Annotated in this window: 14 protein-coding genes; 8 read left to right on the forward strand and 6 right to left on the reverse strand. The window is 63.0% G+C overall.

Features of this window, described 5'->3' with window-relative positions:
• Positions 1–34: 34 nt before the first annotated feature.
• From pimA to glpK, 6 genes are all read left to right on the forward strand, one after another.
• Positions 35–1,726 (forward strand): dicarboxylate--CoA ligase PimA, encoded by a 1,692-nt coding sequence (pimA, locus tag BLV09_RS28430; RefSeq protein WP_146689770.1) that lies wholly within the window; start codon positions 35–37, stop codon positions 1,724–1,726.
• Entirely contained in the window at positions 1,726–2,913 is a 1,188-nt protein-coding gene (locus BLV09_RS28435; protein WP_146689771.1) for an acetyl-CoA C-acyltransferase, read from the forward strand. The genes pimA and BLV09_RS28435 overlap by 1 nt, the downstream gene beginning before the upstream one ends.
• 158 nt (positions 2,914–3,071) lie before the next feature.
• A complete protein-coding gene (pimC, locus tag BLV09_RS28440; protein ID WP_146689772.1) occupies positions 3,072–4,265 on the forward strand; it encodes a pimeloyl-CoA dehydrogenase large subunit in 1,194 nt (397 codons plus the stop codon).
• Positions 4,266–4,427: 162 nt separating this feature from the next.
• Positions 4,428–5,570 (forward strand): pimeloyl-CoA dehydrogenase small subunit, encoded by a 1,143-nt coding sequence (pimD, locus tag BLV09_RS28445; protein ID WP_146689773.1) that lies wholly within the window; start codon positions 4,428–4,430, stop codon positions 5,568–5,570.
• 270 nt (positions 5,571–5,840) lie between these two features.
• Entirely contained in the window at positions 5,841–6,614 is a 774-nt protein-coding gene (locus tag BLV09_RS28450; RefSeq protein WP_146689774.1) for an SDR family NAD(P)-dependent oxidoreductase, read from the forward strand.
• 316 nt (positions 6,615–6,930) lie between these two features.
• The gene (gene glpK, locus BLV09_RS28455) at positions 6,931–8,436 is read left to right on the forward strand and encodes a glycerol kinase GlpK (protein WP_146689775.1); all 1,506 of its coding nucleotides are present in this window, start codon (positions 6,931–6,933) and stop codon (positions 8,434–8,436) included.
• 68 nt (positions 8,437–8,504) lie between these two features.
• On the opposite strand, the gene BLV09_RS28460 is transcribed toward glpK, so the two are convergent.
• The 4 genes from BLV09_RS28460 to metF form a co-directional block, all read right to left on the reverse strand.
• Positions 8,505–8,792, reverse strand: a complete 288-nt coding sequence (locus BLV09_RS28460) for a GIY-YIG nuclease family protein (RefSeq protein WP_146689776.1) — start codon at positions 8,790–8,792, stop codon at positions 8,505–8,507.
• 239 nt (positions 8,793–9,031) lie between these two features.
• Entirely contained in the window at positions 9,032–9,592 is a 561-nt protein-coding gene (locus BLV09_RS37490) for a hypothetical protein (RefSeq protein WP_167558904.1), read from the reverse strand.
• A 138-nt stretch (positions 9,593–9,730) separates the two neighbouring features.
• Positions 9,731–13,624: a methionine synthase gene (metH, locus tag BLV09_RS28465; protein ID WP_146689777.1), complete on the reverse strand. Its 3,894-nt coding sequence runs from the start codon at positions 13,622–13,624 to the stop codon at positions 9,731–9,733.
• 3 nt (positions 13,625–13,627) lie between these two features.
• The gene (gene metF, locus BLV09_RS28470) at positions 13,628–14,542 is read right to left on the reverse strand and encodes a methylenetetrahydrofolate reductase [NAD(P)H] (protein WP_146689778.1); all 915 of its coding nucleotides are present in this window, start codon (positions 14,540–14,542) and stop codon (positions 13,628–13,630) included.
• A gap of 395 nt (positions 14,543–14,937) precedes the next feature.
• On the opposite strand from metF, the gene BLV09_RS28475 reads away from it, so the two are divergent.
• Entirely contained in the window at positions 14,938–15,957 is a 1,020-nt protein-coding gene (locus BLV09_RS28475; RefSeq protein ID WP_146691337.1) for an LLM class flavin-dependent oxidoreductase, read from the forward strand.
• 64 nt (positions 15,958–16,021) lie between these two features.
• Here the strand turns inward: BLV09_RS28475 and BLV09_RS28480 are convergent, their stop codons facing one another.
• Positions 16,022–16,882 carry a prephenate dehydratase gene (locus BLV09_RS28480; RefSeq protein ID WP_146689779.1) on the reverse strand — a complete coding sequence of 287 codons (861 nt, stop codon included), beginning with the start codon at positions 16,880–16,882 and terminating at the stop codon, positions 16,022–16,024.
• Positions 16,883–16,901: 19 nt separating this feature from the next.
• Positions 16,902–17,642 (reverse strand): 3-deoxy-manno-octulosonate cytidylyltransferase, encoded by a 741-nt coding sequence (locus BLV09_RS28485; RefSeq protein WP_146689780.1) that lies wholly within the window; start codon positions 17,640–17,642, stop codon positions 16,902–16,904.
• 206 nt (positions 17,643–17,848) lie between these two features.
• Here BLV09_RS28485 and BLV09_RS28490 point away from each other — a divergent pair, with 206 nt between their 5' ends.
• The gene (locus BLV09_RS28490) at positions 17,849–18,400 is read left to right on the forward strand and encodes a c-type cytochrome (protein ID WP_146689781.1); all 552 of its coding nucleotides are present in this window, start codon (positions 17,849–17,851) and stop codon (positions 18,398–18,400) included.
• Positions 18,401–18,575 lie beyond the last annotated feature (175 nt).

Raw genomic sequence — 18,575 nt, forward strand, 5'->3', positions numbered from 1 at the left:
GCAAAGGGCTCGCGCCCCGGAATGACGGCCAAGCATGACCCATCCCGGCGAACAGTTCTATCCCGAAGGCGTGCACTGGAACGATCCGATTGCGCGCGGAACATTGCCCGACCTGTTATCGCAGGCGGCGGCTGAATATGCAGCGCGGCCGGTGATCGAATTCCGCGATCGCCCGATCAGCTTCACCGAGTTGGAAGCGATGGTCGAGACGGCTGCGGCCGCCTTCCTGCGTGCGGGCTACAGCAAGAACAGCTCGGTCGCGCTTTTTCTCGGCAATACGCCGGATCATCCCACCAATTTCTTCGGCGCGCTGAAGGCCGGCGCGCGGGTGGTGCACCTCAGCCCGCTCGATGGAGAGATCGCGCTGTCGCACAAGCTCTCGGATTCCGGCGCACGGGTGCTCGTCACCAGCAATCTCTCGGCGCTGTTGCCGACCGCGTTGAAATTTCTCGACAAGGGTTTGCTCGATCGCCTGATCGTGTGCGAGGACGACCGCTGGGGCAAGGTCGGCACGCCGCAGACACAGCTTCCCGACAATCCGGCGATCGTCACCTTCCAACAATTCATCGATGGCGCGACAAAACCTGCGCGATGGCCCGAGATCAGCGCCGACGACGTCGCGCTGCTGCAATATACCGGCGGCACCACTGGCCTGCCGAAGGGCGCGATGCTCAGCCACGGCAATCTGACCTCCGCGGTATCGATCTACGATGTCTGGGGCAAGAAGGCGCGCGCCGAGCGCAACGCGGTCGAGCGCGTGATCTGCGTGCTGCCGCTGTTTCATATTTATGCGCTGACGGTGGTCCTGCTGTCCTGCATCCAGCGCGGCAATCTGATCTCGCTGCATCAGCGCTTCGATGTCGAAGCCGTGATGCGCGACATCGAGGTGAAGCGCGCGACCGCATTCCCCGGCGTGCCGACGATGTGGATTGCGATCGCAAGCCTGCCCGATCTCGAAAGCCGCGATCTGTCGTCGCTGGTGAGCTGCGGATCGGGCGGCGCGCCGCTGCCGGTCGAGGTCGCGAGGATCTTCGAGCGCAAGGTGAACATGAAGCTCAAGAGTGGCTGGGGCATGACCGAGACCTGCTCGCCCGGCACCGGCCACCCGCAGGAAGGCCCGGACAAGCCGGGCTCGATCGGGCTGATGCTGCCGGGCATCGAGATGGACGTGGTCTCGCTGGATGATCCGAAGCAGGTCATGCCGGTCGGCGAGGTCGGTGAAATCCGCATCCGCGGTCCGAACGTCACCAAGGGTTACTGGAACCGGCCGGTGGAGACCGCGGAAGCCTTTGTCGGCGATCGCTTCCTGACCGGCGATATCGGCTACATGGATAATGACGGCTATTTCTATCTGGTCGACCGCAAGAAGGACATGATCATCTCCGGCGGCTTTAACGTCTATCCGCAGATGATCGAGCAGGCGATCTACACCCACCCTTCGGTGCAGGAAGTGATCGTGATCGGCATATCAGACGAATATCGCGGCGAGGCGGCCAAGGCTTTTGTCAAATTGCGCGCTGGCGCCAAGGCTTTCACGCTGGAAGAGCTGCGCGCTTTCCTCACCGGCAAGCTCGGCAAGCACGAGCTTCCCGCGGCGCTCGATTTCGTCGAAGAGCTGCCGCGCACGCCGGTCGGCAAGCTGTCGCGCCACGAGCTGCGCAACCAGCAGAAATCTTCAGACCAAACCGCACAGCCCAAACAACAACTCGCAACAGGAGGTCGTTGATGACCGACGCCGTAATCGTTTCCACCGCCCGCACCCCGATCGGCAAGGCCTATCGCGGCGCGCTTAACGCCACCGAAGGCGCGACCCTGCTCGGCCACGCCATCGGCGAAGCCGTCGCCCGCGCCAAGGTCGATCCTGCGGAAATAGAAGACGTGGTGATGGGCGCAGCGCTGCAACAGGGCTCGACCGGCGGCAACATCGCCCGCAAGGCGCTGCTGCGCGCGGGCCTCCCCGTGACCGTCGGCGGCACCACGATCGACCGGCAATGCGCCTCGGGCCTGCAGGCGATTGCGCTCGCGGCGCGCTCGGTGATCTTTGATGGCGTCGAAATCGCGGTCGGCGGCGGCGGCGAGTCGATCAGCCTGGTGCAGAACGATCACGCCAACAAGTTTCACACCCAGGATCCGGCACTGTTGAAGATCAAGGGCGAAGTCTACATGCCGATGATCGACACCGCCGAAGTCGTGGCCAAGCGCTACGGCATTTCGCGCGAACGCCAGGATGAATACTCGCTGGAGAGCCAGCGCCGCACCGCGGCAGCTCAACAAGGCGGCAAGTTCAATGATGAGCTGGCGCCGATCACTACCAAGATGGGCGTCGCCGACAAGGCCACCGGCGAAATCTCGTTCAAGGACATCACGCTGTCCAAGGACGAAGGCCCACGTCCCGAAACTTCCGCCGAAGGTCTCGCCGGCCTCAAGCCGGTGCGTGGCGAAGGTTTTACCATCACCGCCGGTAACGCCAGCCAGTTGTCGGACGGCGCCAGCGCTTCTGTGATCATGAGCGACAAGGAAGCCTCCAGGCGCGGCCTGAAGCCGCTCGGCATCTTCCGCGGCTTCGTCGCCGCCGGCTGCGAGCCCGATGAAATGGGCATCGGCCCGGTGTTCGCGGTGCCACGTCTGCTCAAGCGTCACGGCCTCAAGATCGACGATATCGACCTCTGGGAATTGAACGAGGCCTTTGCCGTGCAGGTGCTGTATTGCCGCGACAAGCTCGGCATCGATCCCGAGAAGATCAACGTCGACGGCGGCGCGATCGCGGTCGGCCATCCCTACGGCATGTCGGGCGCGCGCCTCACCGGCCACGCGCTGATCGAAGGCCGTCGCCGCAAGGCCAAATACGCTGTCGTGACCATGTGCGTCGGCGGCGGCATGGGCGCGGCCGGTTTGTTCGAGGTGTTGCAGTAAGGGGTTTTCGTCATTCCGGACAGGCGCGCAGCGGCTGATCCGGAATCTCGAGATTGTTGCAACGGTGGCGAGATTCTGGGTTCGCGTTTTCAACGCGCCCCGGAATGACAGGAAAATTCCGAAGCCGGCGCAAGCGGCTTTCATGACAGGAGGATCCGATGGATCTCAGTTTCAGCAAGGAAGAAGTGGCGTTTCGCGACGAGGTGCGGACCTTCTTCAAGGAAAACGTGCCGCCGGCGACGCGGCAGAAACTGCAGGAAGGCCGTCATCTCAGCAAGGAAGAGATGATCACCTGGTGGCGCATCCTCAACAAGAAGGGTTGGGGCGTATCGCACTGGCCGAAGGAATATGGCGGCACCGGCTGGAGCTCGGTGCAGCATTACATCTTCAACGAAGAGCTGCAGATGGCGCCGGCGCCGGCGCCGCTGGCCTTCGGCGTCAGCATGGTCGGCCCGGTCATCTACACTTTCGGCAACGAGGCGCAGAAGAAGCAATATCTGCCGCGCATCGCCAGCGTCGACGACTGGTGGTGCCAGGGATTTTCCGAGCCGGGTTCGGGCTCCGATCTCGCCTCGCTGAAAACCAAAGCCGAGCGCAAGGGCGACAAATACATCATCAACGGCCAGAAGACCTGGACCACGCTGGCGCAATACGCCGACATGATCTTCTGCCTGTGCCGCACCGATACCACTGCGAAGAAGCAGCAGATGGGCATCTCCTTCATCGTGTTCAGCATGAAGTCGAAAGGCGTCACGGTACGCCCGATCGAGACCATCGACGGCGGCCACGAGGTCAACGAGGTCTTCCTCGATGACGTCGAGGTGCCGGTGGAGAACCTGATCGGCGAGGAAAACAAGGGCTGGGATTACGCCAAATTTCTGCTCGGCAACGAGCGCACCGGCATCGCCCGCGTCGGCGTGTCCAAGGAGCGCATCCGCCGCATCAAGGAGCTGGCCTCCAAGGTCGAGTCCGGCGGCAGGCCTGTGATGGAAGACCAGGGTTTTCGCGAAAAACTTGCCGCGGTCGAGATCGAGCTGAAGGCGCTGGAGCTGACGCAGCTTCGCGTCGTCGCTGACGAAAACAAGCACGGCAAGGGCAAGCCCAACCCGGCATCGTCGGTGCTCAAGATCAAGGGCTCGGAAATCCAGCAGACCACCACCGAATTGCTGATGGAAGTGATCGGCCCGTTCGCCGCGCCCTATGACGAGCATGGCGACGACGGCAGCAACGAGGCGATGGACTGGACCGCGCAGATCGCGCCGAGCTATTTCAACAACCGCAAGGTCTCGATCTACGGCGGCTCCAACGAGATCCAGCGCAACATCATCACCAAGGCGGTGCTGGGGCTTTAATCGCAACTGCCATTCCGCGTTCCCACCTTCGTCATTCCGGGGCGTGCGGAGCACGAGCCCGGAATCCATAACCACCATCGTGAGTATGGATTCCGGGCCTGCGCCAAGAGGCGCATCCCGGAATGACGGCGACAGTTGTCTTGGATACGAGGAAGTAAAAAAATGGATTTTGATTTGTCCGAGGAGCAGCGGCTTCTCAAGGAAAGCGTCGACGGACTGCTGACGGATTCCTATGATTTCGACCAGCGCAAGAAATACATGGCGGAGAAGGGCGGCTGGAGCAAAGCGCTCTGGGGCAAGCTTGCCGAGCAGGGCCTGCTGGGCCTGCCGTTCTCCGAAGAGGATGGCGGCTTCGGCGCCGGCGGCGTCGAGACCATGATCGTGATGGAGGCGCTGGGCAAGGCACTGCTGCTCGAGCCGTATCTCGCGACCGTCGTGATCGGCGGCGGCTTCCTGCGCCATGGCGGCTCGGCCGAGCAGAAGGCCGCGCACATTCCCGGCATCATCGACGGCAGCAAGACCTTTGCCTTCGCGCAGTTGGAGAAGAATTCGCGCTACGACCTCCACGACATCGCGACCGCGGCCAAGAAGAAGGGTTCGGGCTGGGTGATCGACGGCGAGAAATTCGTCGTGCTCAACGGCGAGACCGCCGACACGCTGATCGTAACCGCGCGCACCAAGGGCGGCCAGCGCGACAAGAACGGCATCGGCGTGTTCCTGGTGCCCGGCAATGCCAAGGGCATCGCGAAAAAGGGCTATCCGACCCAGGACGGCCTGCACGCGGCCGATATCACCTTCACCGGCGTCGAAGTCGACGGCAGTGCCGCGATCGGCGACCCCGAGAACGGCCTGCCGCTGATCGAGCGCGTGGTCGATGAAGCCCGCACCGCGCTGTGCGCCGAGGCGGTCGGTGCGATGGATGAATCGCTCAAGACCACCGTCGAATATCTGAAAACCCGCAAGCAGTTCGGCGTGCCGATCGGCAGCTTCCAGACCCTGCAGCATCGCGCCGCCGACATGTTCGTCGCGGTCGAACAGGCCCGCAGCATGTCGATGTTCGCCACCATGGCGTCCGACTTCGACAACGCCAAAGAGCGCGCCACCGCAATCGCCGCGGCGAAGGTGCAAATCGGCAAATCGCTGAAGTTCGTCGGCCAGCAGTCGATCCAGCTCCACGGCGGCATCGGCATGACCCAGGAAGCCAAGATCGGCCACTACTTCAAGCGGCTGACCATGATCGAGAACACGCTGGGTGATACCGACTACCACCTCCGTCGCGTCACCGACAGCGGTGGGCTGGTTTAGTTCTTCGTCATTCCGGGCGCTGACTTAGTCCCGTCATTCCGGGGCGATGCGAAAGCATCGAACCCGGAATCTCGAGCTTATAACTTCTAGATTCCGGGTCTGCGCCAAGAGGCGCATCCCGGAATGACTGCAAGATCGTCATGCCCGGCCTTGTGCCGGGCATCCACGTCTTTGCGGAAGAAAGTAAGGCGTGGATGCGCGGGTCAAGCCCGCGCATGACGAGCGGAAAACAAAACCAACATCGAATAAAACAAAAAAGGGAGCACCACCGTGAAAAACACCCCGTTCGATCTCACCGGCAAAGTCGCCGTCGTCACCGGTTCGAGCCGCGGCATCGGCCGCTCGTCGGCTGAACTGCTGGCGAAGCTCGGCGCCAAGGTGGTGATCTCCAGCCGCAAGGCGGATGCCTGCCAGGAAGTCGCTGATGGCATCAACAAGGCCGGCGGCGAGGCCCATGTCATTGCCTGCAACATTTCGCGGCGCGCCGAAGTCGAGGCGCTGATCTCGGGCGCGACAAAACATTTCGGCAAGATCGACATCCTCGTCTGCAACGCCGCGGTCAATCCCTATTACGGCCCGCTGCTCGACATCACCGACGAAGCCTTCGACAAGATCATGGGCTCCAACGTCAAGAGCAACATCTGGCTGTGCTCGCTGGCGATCCCGCAGATGGCCGAGCGTGGCAACGGCTCGGTCGTCATCATCTCCTCGATCGGCGGACTTCGTGGTTCGACCGTGATCGGCGCCTACGGGATTTCCAAAGCGGCGGATTTTGCGCTGTGCCGTAGCCTCGCCGGCGAATGGGGCCCGAAGGGCGTGCGCGTCAATTGCGTAGCACCTGGTCTGGTCAAAACCGATTTCGCCCGTGCGCTGTGGGAAGACGAGGAGCGCCTGAAGCGCCGCTGCGCCACCACACCGCTGCGTCGGATCGGCGAGCCCGACGAGATCGCCGGCGCCGTGGCCTATCTATCCTCCGACGCCTCCACCTTCATGACCGGCCAGACCATCGTGGTCGACGGCGGCGTGACGACCGCGTCGGTCTAGCGAGGGCGTCACCTTATCTTCCCCTCTCCCGCTTGCGGGGGAGGGTGCCTTCGCGGAGCGAAGGCGGGAGGGGGAAAGCCACACGCGCAGCTTCTTCCGGATCCGCACGCTACTTGACTGCTATTCAGTTAGACGAATCCCGATGTGGCTTGCCCCTACCCCAACCCTCCCCCGCAAGCGGGAGAGGGGGCCCAGCTCGCGTGTGGCGAACAAGCCGTCGTCTCATCTATATTGACCTTCCGCTCCCAATCCGCTTGCCTTGGCGCAACACCACCTGAATAAACACCCCGGGAAGCAACGCCAGGAATCACCGCAAATGTCTTTCGTGCTGGCCATCGATCAGGGCACCACATCCTCACGCGCGATCGTGTTTCGCTCCGACATCTCCATCGCCGCATCCGCGCAGCAGGAATTCCCGCAGCATTTTCCGGCCTCGGGCTGGGTCGAGCACGAGCCGGAGGACATCTGGACCTCGACGGTGGCGACCTGCCGCGAGGCGCTGCGGAAAGCCGGTATCGGTGCCAAGGACATCGCCGCCATTGGCATCACCAACCAGCGCGAAACCACCGTGGTGTGGGACCGCGCCACCGGCACCGCCGTGCACCGCGCCATCGTCTGGCAGGACCGCCGCACCGCCGACATCTGCGCCAAGTTAAAGAGTGAAGGCCACGAGCCGGCGATCTCGGCGAAAACCGGCCTGATCATCGATCCCTATTTCTCCGGCACCAAGGTCGCCTGGATCCTCGATCACGTGCCCGGCGCCCGCGCGCGCGCCGAGCGCGGCGAACTGATGTTCGGCACCGTCGATTGCTATCTGCTGTGGCGGCTGACCGGCGGCAAGGTGCACGCGACCGACGCCACCAACGCCTCGCGCACGCTGCTGTTCAACATCCACACCGGCGAGTGGGACGATGAACTGCTGAAAATCCTGCGCGTGCCGCGTTCGATGTTGCCCGAGGTCAAGGACTCCTCGGCAAAATTTGGCGACAGCGTGGCGGATTTGTTTGGCGGCGTGATCGCGATATCAGGCATCGCCGGCGACCAGCAGGCGGCGACCATTGGGCAGGCCTGCTTTTCGCCCGGCATGATCAAATCGACCTATGGCACCGGCTGTTTTGCCCTGCTCAACACCGGCGCGACGCCCGTGGCCTCGAAGAACAAGCTGCTGACGACGATTGCGTATCAGTTGAACGGCAAACGCACCTACGCGCTGGAAGGCTCGATCTTCGTCGCCGGCTCCTCGGTGCAGTGGCTGCGCGACGGCCTCGGCATCATCAAGCAGGCCAGCGAGACCGGCCCGCTCGCCGACCAATCCGATTCCACGCAGTCGGTCTATCTGGTGCCGGCCTTCGTCGGCCTCGGCGCACCCTACTGGAATCCGCGGGTGCGCGGTGCGCTGTTCGGGCTGACGCGCAACACCGGTCCGGCCGAGTTGGCGCACGCCGCGCTGGAAAGCGTCTGCTACCAGACTTTTGACCTCTGGGCCGCGATGCGCGACGACTGGCCGGAAGCCAAAGCTGCGAACATCGTGCTGCGCGTCGACGGCGGCATGGCCGCCTCCGACTGGACCATGCAGCGCCTTGCGGATTTGCTCGACGCGCCGGTCGATCGCCCGATGATCCAGGAAACCACCGCCCTGGGCGCCGCCTATCTCGCCGGCCTCAACGCCGGCGTCTATCCCGAGCCTTCAAAATTCGCCGACAACTGGCGGCTGGAGCACCGCTTCAAGCCCAACATGAGCCAGGCCACGCGCGAGCGAAAACTGAAGGGCTGGGCGCGGGCGGTGAAGGGCGTGCTGGCGAGCGATGAGGGGGAGGGGTGAGCTACTCACCTATTGTCGTCATTCCGGGGCGACGTGAAGCGTCGAGCCCGGAATCCATACTCCCGATGTCAATTTGAGATACCGGGATACAGATCGACCCACTCCGGATTTTGCTCCTCAATCAAACGAATTTTCCAGTCGCGCCGCCATTTCTTCAATTCCTTTTCTCGGGCAATAGCGGTTGCAATGTCGTCGTAGATCTCAAACCACACCAGCTTGTCGACGCCATATTTTGTCGTAAAGCCGCCGATCGCCTTGCTGCGGTGTTCGTAGCCGCGACGCACGATATCGCTTGTCACACCGAGATAGAGTGTGCCGTGTTTTCTGCTCGCAAGGAGATAGACGTAATATGACATCGCGAGTGCGGTGGTTATGGATTCCGGGCTCGCTCGCGTTGCTCGCGCCCCGGAATGACGAACAAATAATCCCCCTTTTCCTCTTCGCATTCAACAAAGAGCTGCGGTTGTTGGCGCGAGTTCTGATTCAGTGATTCGGCTGTCCAGCCCTGTTTCGAAAATTTCTTCGCTTTTCTGCCGAGGCAAATCAGTTGCCTATCGCTGCCGTTCTGTCCCGAACGAGGGGCGTATCGCGATCGTCACGAACGCGGGATGGAATGCGATGGACGCGGCAGCGTCGGGCGCGCTTCGGCGCGCAGACGACCGGCGCTGAGTGCGGACGGCGAAGCCGTGTGGTCCTGACGCCCCGACGCTGGCGTCAAGTCGGTCGATGATGCCTGCGCATCACGCAAGTGATGTCGCTTCGCATCACACCGACGACGGTGGCAAGAAAGCCCGATCACCGGGGAGAGCGCGGAATAGACCGTTAAAACCATTGCGCAGGGAAGGCCGGGTGTTCCGGTGAACCTGTGGTGACGACACTCGTGTGCTTCCAACACTTTGCGCACGAGGCTGCGGGTGCAGCGGGCACCCGGCTTTCCCTGCGCCCTCCATTTTCGAGGGGCGGACTGCATAACAACTCGGGCGGTCAGCGCCGCGAGAATGCGAGCGTGTGCCCCATAGTGTGTCATTGCGAGGAGCGAAGCGACGAAGCAATCCAGAACTTTTCCTCGGTGTTCGGCCCTGGATTGCTTCGCTTCGCTCGCAATGACGGTCATGCTCTTTGAAAGTTGAATCGGGAATTGAACGAAGGTGCTCACTCCCTTCTCCCCTTGTGGGAGAAGGTGACGCGGACGAAGTCCGCGGCGGATGAGGGGTTCTTCGCTGCGGAGAGGAACCCCTCACCCGCCCTCGCTTCGCTCAGGCACCCTCTCCCGCAAGGGGAGAGGGAAGAAAGCTTACCCCGCCCTTGCCGTCTTCTTGCGATACGCCAGATGCACCGCGCAGGTGCAGCCCGGAGGATGCGAGGCCATTTCTTGAACGACAACGTCGTTGGCGGGCGTGGCTGATGTCGGCGCCAGCGTCGGCATCGCTTCCTTCACGGCGCGATCCTGCGTCGACCGGTCCTGCGCCGGAATGTAGTTCAGCACCGGCGCCAGCCAGCGTTCGGTCTCGGCCACCGTCATGCCCTTGCGCGCGGCGTAATCCTCGACCTGGTCGCGCTCGATCTTGCCGACGCCGAAATAGAAGCTTTCGGGGTGGCTGAAATAGAGCCCGGAGACCGACGAGCCCGGCCACATCGCATAGCTTTCGGTCAGCTTCACGCCGGCGGTGTTCTCGGCGTCGAGCAGCGCGAACAGCGTCTTCTTCTCGGTGTGATCGGGCTGCGCGGGGTAGCCGGGCGCCGGGCGAATGCCGGCATATTGCTCCAGGATCAACTCGTCCGGCTTAAGCGTCTCGTCCGGCGCGTAGCCCCAGAATTCCCGGCGCACGCGTGCGTGCATCCGCTCCGCAAAGGCCTCGGCGAGACGATCCGCCAGCGCCTTGCACAGGATCGAGGAGTAATCGTCATTGGCATGCTTGAAGCGGTCGGCAATGATGTCTTCGCCGATCCCTGCGGTGACCACGAACGCACCGATATAGTCAGGCACGCCCGACGCGGCGGGCGCAATGAAATCCGACAGCGCCGTGTTGAAGCGGCCTTCGCGCTTCTCCAGTTGCTGGCGCAGCGTGTGGAAGGTCGCGATCTTTTCCTGGCGGGTGTCGTCGGCATAGACGGCGATATCGTCGCCCTCGGTATTGGCGGGCCAGAAACCGATGGTCGCCTGCGCCTTGAACCATTTCTCTTTCACGATCCGGTCGAGCATCTTGCGGGCATCATCATAGAGCGAGCGCGCGACTTCGCCGACCTTGGGATCGTCGAGGATGGCCGGAAAACGCCCAGTCAGCTCCCAGGTCTGGAAGAACGGCGTCCAGTCGATGTAGGAGGCGAGCTCTGCGAGGTCGTAATCGGCAAAACTCTTGATGCCCAGGAAGGTGGGCTTCTTCGGCGGCGTCTTGGCAAAATCGATGTGCGGGGCGTTGGCGCGGGCGTCCGCGAGCTTCAGCCGCTTCTTGTCGGCCTGCGCGCGGAAATGCGCCGCCGAGATTTTCGCGTAATCGGCGCGCACTTCGGCGGCATAGGCCTCGCGCCGCTCGGGCGACAGCAGCGCCGAGGCCACGCCGACGGCGCGGCTGGCGTCATTGACATGCACCACCGGTCCGCCCTTGTAGTTCGGCTCGATCTTCACAGCGGTATGGACGCGGCTGGTGGTGGCGCCACCGATCAGCAGCGGCACCTTCAGGCCCTGGCGTTCCAGTTCGCTGGCCAGGAAACTCATCTCGTCCAGCGACGGCGTGATCAGGCCGGACAGGCCGATGATATCGGCGCCTTCGGCCTTCGCGGTCTCGATGATTTTGGTGGCGGGCACCATCACGCCGAGGTCGATGACTTCAAAGTTGTTACATTGCAGCACGATGCCGACGATGTTCTTGCCGATGTCGTGCACGTCGCCCTTGACGGTCGCGAGCACGATCTTGCCGGCGTTCTTGCGGCCGTCGCCGGTGATGCCATTGGCAAGGTTGCGCGCCTTTTCCTCTTCCATGAACGGCATCAGATAGGCGACCGCCTGTTTCATCACGCGGGCGGATTTCACCACCTGCGGCAGGAACATCTTGCCGTCGCCGAAGAGATCGCCGACCACGTTCATGCCGGCCATCAGCGGGCCTTCAATGACATTGAGCGGGCGCTCCGCGACCTTGCGGGCGTCTTCGGTATCGGCCTCGATGAATTCGGTGATGCCGTGTACCAGCGCGTGCGACAGCCGCTTATCGACAGGCCATTCGCGCCAGGCGAGGTCCTGCTCCTTGGTCTGCTTCTCCTTGCCGCGGAATTTTTCCGCGAGCGCCAGCAGCCGCTCCGACGCACCGGGATCGCGGTTGAGGATGACGTCCTCGCACACCTGGCGCAGCTCTGGATCGATGTCGTCGTAGACGATCATCTGCCCGGCATTGACGATGCCCATGTCCATGCCGGCCTTGATGGCGTGATACAGGAACACCGAATGCATGGCCTCGCGCACCGGCTCATTGCCGCGGAACGAGAACGACAGGTTGGAGACGCCGCCGGAGATATGCGCGTGCGGCAGGTTCTGCCGGATCCAGCGCGTCGCCTCGATAAAATCGACGCCGTAATTGTTGTGTTCTTCGAGCCCGGTCGCGATCGCGAAAATATTCGGATCGAAGATGATGTCCTCGGGCGGGAAATCGAGCTGATTGACGAGGATGTCGTAGGCGCGCTTGCAGATCTCGGTCTTGCGCGCGAACGTATCGGCTTGCCCTGCTTCGTCGAACGCCATCACCACCACGGCGGCGCCGTGACGCCGCGCGATTTTTGCTTCGTGGATGAACTTCTCCTCGCCTTCCTTCATCGAGATCGAATTGACAACCGGCTTGCCCTGAACGCATTTCAGGCCGGCTTCGATCACGGCGAATTTCGACGAATCCACCATCACGGGAACGCGGGCGATATCGGGTTCGGCGGCGACGAGATTGAGGAATGTCACCATCGCCGCTTCCGAATCGAGCAGGCCCTCGTCCATGTTGACGTCGATGATCTGGGCGCCGTTCTCGACCTGGTCGCGCGCCACCTGAAGCGCTGCGGTGTAGTCGCCTGCAGTGACCAGCTTGCGGAATTTGGCCGAGCCGGTGACGTTGGTGCGCTCGCCGACATTGACGAAGGGAATAGCCGGCGTGATCTCGAACGGCTCGAGACCCGACAGCCGCAACCGCGGCTCAATCTCGGGCACGATGCGCGGGCGATGCGGCGCGACCGCGGCCGCGATCGCGGCGATATGATCCGGCGTGGTGCCGCAGCAGCCGCCGACGATGTTGACGAGGCCGGCGCTGGCGAACTCGCCGATCAGGCGCGCCATATATTCCGGGCTTTCATCGTACTGGCCGAATTCGTTGGGCAGGCCTGCGTTCGGATAGGCGCACACCAGCGTATCGGCGACGCGGCCGATATCGGCGATATGGGCTCGGAGGTCTTCGGCGCCGAGCGCGCAATTGAAGCCGATGGTGATGGGCCTGGCGTGGCGTACCGAATTCCAGAACGCTTCGGGCAATTGGCCCGACAGCAGGCGGCCGGATTTATCGGTGATGGTGCCGGATATCATCACGGGCACGTCGATGCCGCGGGCCTCGCTGATTTCGGCGATGGCGTAGAGCGCCGCCTTGGCGTTGAGGGTGTCGAAGATGGTCTCGACCAGCAACAGATCGGCGCCGCCGTCGAGCAGGCCGTTGATCTGTTCGCCATAGGCTTTGCGCAGATCGTCAAACGTCACGGCGCGGAAACCGGGATTCGACACGTCGGGCGAGATCGACGCGGTGCGGTTGGTCGGTCCGATCGCACCCGCAACAAAGCGCGGCTTGCCGTCCTCGGCGGTAACGCGCAGCGCGGCGTTGCGCGCGAGTTTCGCGCCTTCGAGATTGAGCTCATAGGCAAGATCGGACAGCTCGTAATCGGCCTGCGCGATCGAGGTCGAGGAGAAGGTGTTGGTGGCGACGATGTCGGCGCCGGAGCGCAAATAATCGGCGTGGATATCCTCGATCGCCCTCGGCTGGGTCAGGATCAGCAGGTCGTTGTTGCCCCTGACGTCGCGATGGAAGTCCGCAAAACGTTCGCCGCGGAACGCCGCCTCGTCGAATTGCAGCCCCTGGATCATGGTGCCCATGGCGCCGTCGAGCACCAGGATGCGCTCGCGGGCAGCAGCGAGCAGGGCAGTTCGCTTTGGCGAAACAGGAACGGTCATCGATCAGGCAGCCTTCTGTGCAGCCTGCGGGCGGATGCCGAGCAAATGGCTGATCGCGAACACGAGGTCCGCGCGGTTCATGGTGTAGAAGTGAAAGGTCTCGACGCCATGCTTGGCGAGCTTTTGCACCTGGCCGGCGGCCACCGCCGCCGCCACCAGCTTGCGGGTCTCGGGATCGTCGTCGAGGCCTTCGAATTTCTGCGCCAGCCAGTCCGGCATGCTGGCGCCGGCGCGCTTGGCGAAATTCGCCGCCTGCTTGAAGTTCTGCACCGGCAAAATGCCCGGGACGATCGGGATCTCGATGCCGCGGGCGCGGACGCGGTCGAGGTAGCGGAAGTAGAGGTCGTTATCGAAGAAGAACTGCGTGATCGCCCGCGTTGCACCGGCGTCGACCTTGGCCTTGAGCATATCGATATCGGCGTCGAAATCAGTGCTTTCGGGATGCCGCTCGGGATAGGCCGACACCGTCACTTCGATATCGCTGTGCCGGCGCTTGATCGAGGCGACGAGATCGGCGGAGCTGCTGTAGCCTTCCGGATGCGGGGTGTAGACGCCGCCGATGCCGCTGGCGGGATCGCCGCGCAGCGCGACGATATGGCGGACGCCGGCCGCGTGATATTGCGCAACCACGTCATCGACATTGGCGCGGGGCGCATCGACACAGGTGAGATGTGCGGCCGGCGTCAGGCTGGTCTCGGACAGAATGCGGGCAATGGTCGAATGGGTGCGCTCGCGGGTCGACCCGCCGGCGCCATAGGTCACCGAGACGAAATTGGGGGCCAGCGGCGCCAGCCGTTTGATGGTTTCCCACAGGCTGCGCTCCATCTCCTCGGTCTTCGGCGGGAAGAACTCAAACGAGATTGCGGGCAGGTCATGCGGTCGGTGCCCATTGGGCGCGGAGGGCGTATTCTCGGTCATGATCCCACAAACTCCACTCGGACGCCCGGACGTCAGGCTTGGCTGCCAGGACCCTAAAATAGGCCAAACGAGGCTCCTCAAATAGCCCATTGGGAATGGGAAATTGCCCAATAAACCCTTATATATTTCGATGCAAGGCGGGTTTAAGAGATATGTGGGCAGAGTTTGATAAAAGCATTTGGTGCGGCAAATACGGCATTATAAGGCAAAAACTAGCACATTGGAGCCCTGCAGCACCGGATATGAACAGTGGGCAAAACCTGATTTATGACATTTGCTTTACATTCATCCCACCTGCGTCGGCTGGCGCGAGCTATTCCCGGCTCTGCCAGCGCGCGCCTGATCTGCACGGCGAGGCTCTTTGTGGCGCGGAAATGGCGCACTAGCTTGTGGCCATGATTCCTCTCTCGGTCCTCGATCTCTCCGTCGTCACCACAGGCACCAAGCCGGCCGCCGCGCTGCGCAACAGCATCGATCTGGCGCGCCACGTCGATCAGCTTGGCTATGTCCGGTATTGGCTGGCTGAACATCATAACCTTGCCTCCGTGGCGAGCCCCGCGCCCGATATCATGATCGGGCAGATCGCCGCCGTAACCAGCCACATCCGGGTCGGCTCCGGCGGCGTGATGCTGCCGAACCATGCGCCGCTGGTCGTGGCCGAGCGCTTCAAGATGCTGGAGGCGCTGTTTCCCGGCCGGATCGACCTCGGACTTGGCCGCGCGCCGGGCACCGATGGCGCCACGGCGTATGCACTGCGCAGCCGGCTCGACCGCCGCGAGGGCGACGATTTTCTCGAGCGGCTGCACGAATTGACGCTGTGGGAGACGCGCGATTTTCCGGCCGACCATCCCTATAACAAGGTGATCGCGATGCCGGACGACACGCCGCTGCCGCCGATCTGGCTGCTCGGCTCCAGCGATTACAGTTCAGAATTGGCAGCCCAGGTCGGGATGGGCTTTGCGTTTGCGCATCATTTTGCGTCCTATGACGCGATCGCAGCGCTGACCAATTATCGTCAGCGCTTCAAACCTTCGGGCTGGCGCGCGACGCCAAGCGGCATCCTCGCGGTCGCGGTGGTCGCAGCGGAAACCGATGCGGAAGCAGAGCGGCTGGCGTCCTCGATGGATCTCAACCGGTTGCGCCGGGACCGCGGGGAATACCTGCCGCTGCCCAGTGTCGAGGAGGCCTTGGCCTATCCCTACACCGATGCCGACCGCGCCCTGATCGCGCGCAATCGCTCGCGGCTGTTCGTCGGCAGTCCGGCCACTATCATGGCGAAGCTGCAGCCGATGATCGCGGCCAGCCAGGCCGATGAGCTGATGATCATCACCGCGGTGCACGATCACGACGCACGCAAGAAGTCATATAGCTTGCTGGCGGATGCGTTTGGGCTGGGGAAGAGCGCGGCGGCGTAACGATTACTCGCGCCGTCATTCCGGGGCGCGCGTTAGCGCGAACCCGGAATGAGGTCTCTCCAATTCAATCCTGCTTCTCGCTGAACGTCGCGCGGAACGGATGGCCGGGATAGACGCCTACGATGCGGAATTCGCGCGAGAAGAATTTCAATTCCTCCAGCGCGAAGGCGAGATTCCTGTCCTCGGGGTGGCCGTCGACATCGGCGTAGAATTGCGTGGCGAAGAAATTGCCGTCGACCATGTAGCTTTCCAGCTTGGTCATGTTGACGCCATTGGTGGCGAAGCCGCCCATCGCCTTGTAGAGCGCGGCCGGCAGGTTGCGCACCCGGAAAACAAACGTGGTGACCAGCGGTCCCGAGCCTTGGCTGGCCCAGTTCGGCTCACGCGCCAGCACCACAAAGCGGGTGGTGTTGTGGGTCTCGTCCTCGACATCCTCGGCCAGGATATCCAGGCCGTGGATCTCAGCCGCGAGCCGCGAGGCAATCGACGCGCAGCTCTTGTCGCCGCGCTCGGCTACGATCCGCGCGCTCCCGGCGGTGTCGCCCGACACGATCGGCCTGATGCCGAGCTTGCGGATGATGCGGCGGCATTGTCCGAGCGCGTGGACATGGCTCTCCACCGTCTTGATGTCAGCCAGTTTGGCCCCGCGCGGCGCCATCAATTGATGATGGATCGGCTCGAACCATTCGCCGACGATGAACAGGCCGGATTGCGGCAGCAGATGATGAATGTCGGCGACCCGGCCGGCGACCGAGTTCTCGATCGGGATCATCCCCAGATCCGCCTCGCCCGAGGAGATCGCGGCCAGCGCGTCTTCGAAGGTTGCGCAGGGCAGCGGTTCGGCGTCGGGATAGGCTCCGACGATGGCGATGTGGGAATTCGCGCCTGGCTCGCCCTGGAATGCAATTTTCATGGTTTTTGTCATAGCGCCTTGTACCAACAGCCTAGGTTTTAGCCAGTATGCGCCGGGCGGTTTCGAGGTCGGCCGGCGTGTCGACGCCGCGCGGGACGGTGTCGACCACGGTGACGTCGATCCGCATCCCGGCCTCGAGGGCCCGAAGCTGCTCCAGTTTCTCCTGCCGCTCCAGTGTCGAGGGCGGGAGCGCCACGAAACGCTCCAGTGCCGCGCGGCGATAGGCATAAAGGCCGATGTGGTGGTAGCGCGGCCCGTCGCCCCAAGGCGCGGTTGCGCGGGTGAAGTAGAGCGCGCGCATTCGCCGCCCGCTTACAGTCGAACCGACCACCTTCACCACGTTCGGATTGGTGCTTTCCTCCTCGGTATGGATTTCGGCCGCCAGCGTCGCGATGTCGACCGCGGGGTCGGCGAGGGGGCCCAGCACGCTGCTGATATTGTCGGGGTGGATGGTCGGAAAGTCACCCTGCAGATTGACGACGATTTCGGCGCGGCCATCCGGGTCCAGCGTACGAAGCGCCTCGTAAATCCGGTCCGACCCGGAGGGGTGATCAGCTTGGGTCATGACCGCTTCGCCGCCATGGGCTTTTACGGCTGCCGCGATTTCCGGCGTGTCGGTGGCGACCGCGACGCGGCCAATGTGCGCCGCCTCGGCGCTGCGCAGCACGTGGACGATCATCGGCAGGCCGGCGATGTCCAATAGCGGCTTGCCGGGCAGGCGCGTGGCCGCCATGCGGGCGGGAATGAGCACCAAAGTGCGGTTTTCGGTCATCCGAGCGGGCTCAGGGCGGGTCAATAACGGGCCGGAAATGATGGGGATTGGGCGAAAGCTGGCGCGTTTATACGGGTTGCCAGAGCGCGGGCAAACCGATATCTCATCGCTGCGCGGGGTGCGGTGCGAAAGCCTGATTCCTCGTGCCATCCGCGGCCGTTCAGTCGGCCTAAAGTCGACCTGTAAGGCCTGGAGCCTGATCCGAAATGGACTCCTTCGAACTCAATAAAATTCTGGGCGCCGTTCTGGGCACCTGCCTTGTTGTTTTGGCGACCAGCTTCGCAGCCGGCGCAATTTTCTCGCCCGTGATGCCGGAAAAGCCGGGTTACGAAATCGCGGTGAAGGAAGCGGCGCCCGCCGGCGGCCCGGAAGCCGCGGCCGCACCGACCGTGCCGATCGAGAAACTGTTGCAGACCGCCTCGGCCGAGAAGGGCGCTGCGGCCGCCAAGAAATGTCAGGCCTGCCATACCTTCGAGAAGGGCGGCCCCAACCGCGTCGGTCCGAATCTCTACGGCATCGTCGGCGACAAGAGAGGCGAGGATCGCGGCGGCTTCAATTTCTCTGCCGCCATGAAAGCCAAAGGCGGCACCTGGACCATTGATGACCTCAACCAGTTCATTACCAATCCCAAGGGCTTCATCCCCGGCACCGCGATGGGCTTTGCCGGCATCCCGAAGGATAGCGAGCGCGCCGACGTGATCGCCTATCTCAACACCCTGTCGGACAATCCGGCCCCGCTCCCGACGGCGGCGAAGTAACGCCCTCGCAGTGGACTTTCATGTGAACGGCCAGGCATTGCCTGGCCGTTTTCGTTTAAACGCCTCGCGCTTTTGTTATTGGGACGTTTCGCCGCAGAAACCCCCGGTTCCAGGTGCCTATCATTAGGAAAAAGCAACATAATCTGTCGAACCGTTGCCTTATATTGCGTCCTCA

The sequence above is a fragment of the Bradyrhizobium canariense genome (assembly GCF_900105125.1).
GTDB classification, from domain to species: Bacteria; Pseudomonadota; Alphaproteobacteria; order Rhizobiales; family Xanthobacteraceae; genus Bradyrhizobium; species Bradyrhizobium canariense_A.

Bases quoted from the DNA above. Each gene is read 5' to 3' on its own strand.
- pimA (WP_146689770.1), top strand. From the start codon at position 35: ATGACCCATCCCGGCGAACAGTTCTATCCCGAAGGCGTGCACTGGAAC.
- pimD (WP_146689773.1), top strand. From the start codon at position 4,428: ATGGATTTTGATTTGTCCGAGGAGCAGCGGCTTCTCAAGGAAAGCGTC.
- BLV09_RS28490 (WP_146689781.1), top strand. From the start codon at position 17,849: ATGGACTCCTTCGAACTCAATAAAATTCTGGGCGCCGTTCTGGGCACC.
- BLV09_RS28480 (WP_146689779.1), bottom strand. From the start codon at position 16,882: ATGACAAAAACCATGAAAATTGCATTCCAGGGCGAGCCAGGCGCGAAT.
- BLV09_RS28460 (WP_146689776.1), bottom strand. From the start codon at position 8,792: ATGTCATATTACGTCTATCTCCTTGCGAGCAGAAAACACGGCACACTC.
- BLV09_RS28475 (WP_146691337.1), top strand. From the start codon at position 14,938: ATGATTCCTCTCTCGGTCCTCGATCTCTCCGTCGTCACCACAGGCACC.
- pimC (WP_146689772.1), top strand. From the start codon at position 3,072: ATGGATCTCAGTTTCAGCAAGGAAGAAGTGGCGTTTCGCGACGAGGTG.
- metF (WP_146689778.1), bottom strand. From the start codon at position 14,542: ATGACCGAGAATACGCCCTCCGCGCCCAATGGGCACCGACCGCATGAC.
- BLV09_RS28485 (WP_146689780.1), bottom strand. From the start codon at position 17,642: ATGACCGAAAACCGCACTTTGGTGCTCATTCCCGCCCGCATGGCGGCC.
- glpK (WP_146689775.1), top strand. From the start codon at position 6,931: ATGTCTTTCGTGCTGGCCATCGATCAGGGCACCACATCCTCACGCGCG.
- BLV09_RS28435 (WP_146689771.1), top strand. From the start codon at position 1,726: ATGACCGACGCCGTAATCGTTTCCACCGCCCGCACCCCGATCGGCAAG.
- metH (WP_146689777.1), bottom strand. From the start codon at position 13,624: ATGACCGTTCCTGTTTCGCCAAAGCGAACTGCCCTGCTCGCTGCTGCC.